This window comes from Sphaerospermopsis reniformis, assembly GCF_005402885.1.
GTDB lineage: Bacteria > Cyanobacteriota > Cyanobacteriia > Cyanobacteriales > Nostocaceae > Sphaerospermopsis > Sphaerospermopsis kisseleviana.
Map to the genome: position 1 here is coordinate 1 of NZ_BJCE01000475.1, position 1,433 is coordinate 1,433.

The 1,433-nt window shown below is 33.6% G+C and carries 1 protein-coding gene; it reads right to left on the reverse strand.

What is annotated here, in order from left to right; genetic code table 11:
* Positions 1-285: 285 nt before the first annotated feature.
* Positions 286-756, reverse strand: a complete 471-nt coding sequence (locus FFR48_RS30450) for a DUF2267 domain-containing protein (RefSeq protein ID WP_307722546.1) — start codon at positions 754-756, stop codon at positions 286-288.
* Between the last annotated feature and the right edge of the window lie 677 nt (positions 757-1,433).

Consider the following 1,433-nt stretch of genomic DNA (forward strand, 5'->3'; position numbering starts at 1 on the left):
AAAAAATGAAACGCACTGCTATGGATAACGATTACATGATTCAAGTTCTCAGTTCTTGTTTCATTGACTCTACATTAGATTCCGATAAGCCCTTATGTCAAGCCTGATTGAGATGCTCTTACCCTGCAAAATTCATTCCTCTTACTCCTGTAATTTGATTTGAGATTTTGGATTTTGGATTTTAGATTGTAGATTTTAGATTGTAGATTTTAGATTGTAGATTTTAGATTTATATCCCCTCTTCCCTCTACCACTTTCACCAATTACCCATCACCAATTACCTAATTAACCTTCTTCCCAAAGTTGGCGAATTTTATCAGGCAACCAGATGGAAATTTCTTGAATTATTTCTGGTGATAATTCGTCTTTTGTGGCAGAAAATACAGCTTTAATTACTTGTTCTACTTCTACATTTGGTGGCATTCCACCTTCATTTGCAATTCTAAATAAAAAGCGATCGCTATCAATTCCTTTAAACATTCCTATCGGTTGTAAAGGTGGACGTATGCGGCTTAAAAATGCCACAATTGGATTTGTATCATGCCATAAATCAGCAATTTCTAATTGCAGGGATTTATCTTTAGTTATTTCTGCTGGTTCATGCAGTTCTACTTCTACTCTGTCAGCAGTTTCAGTATTCATTAAATCCCGCATTACCCGAAATACAACTTCTGTTAAATCTCTTGCATCAAAAATATCTGTCACCCCACTTTTAACCATCACCTTTTCTAAAAAAGGTAGATTTTTATCAGCAATAGCAACTGCTGGTTTTCCATTTGATACTTTTGGTTTATTATCTTCTAATTTCTCTAATAGTTTCTGACCTTTTTCCGTCATTTCTGCTTTTTTGAAAGTAATCAAATGTGGTAATGGTCCATCCGGTGCGCCCAGAGTATTAGCAATTCGCAAATCAAATTCCTGGGGATGAATTAAATCAGGAACATCTTCTTGAGTTGCGTAAGCATTACCTGTAAACTCAGCATTGATATAATGCTTTTGATTTAAATAATCTAAATGTCCTAAAAAGTCAGCAATTGTGATTCTATGTCCAGGAAAATCATCTTGATTAAAATGTATTTCGTGCATTCCCTGACCAGTTGCGTTGATTTTTTTGAGTAAATTGTAAGTGACATCTTCTCTGATATAAATTGGCATTTAATCCTCCTATATTCTATATAGAACCAATTTTTAATCAATATTAATAGACATTCCAATCTATCAATGAAATCAAAATTCAAAATTTAATTAGTGATGTGTACGGATTTTTGTTCAAAATTCAAATATTATTCCTATAGATATAGCGTTTCCCAGTCACAGGTGGTACACTCAAATTTATTTACTCTTCTCACTTCTCAATTCCCAAGTCCCAAATCCCAATTCCCTAACGTAAAAAACTTTGTACCTCACTAGCTTGGTAAATGCTATTCTCATAT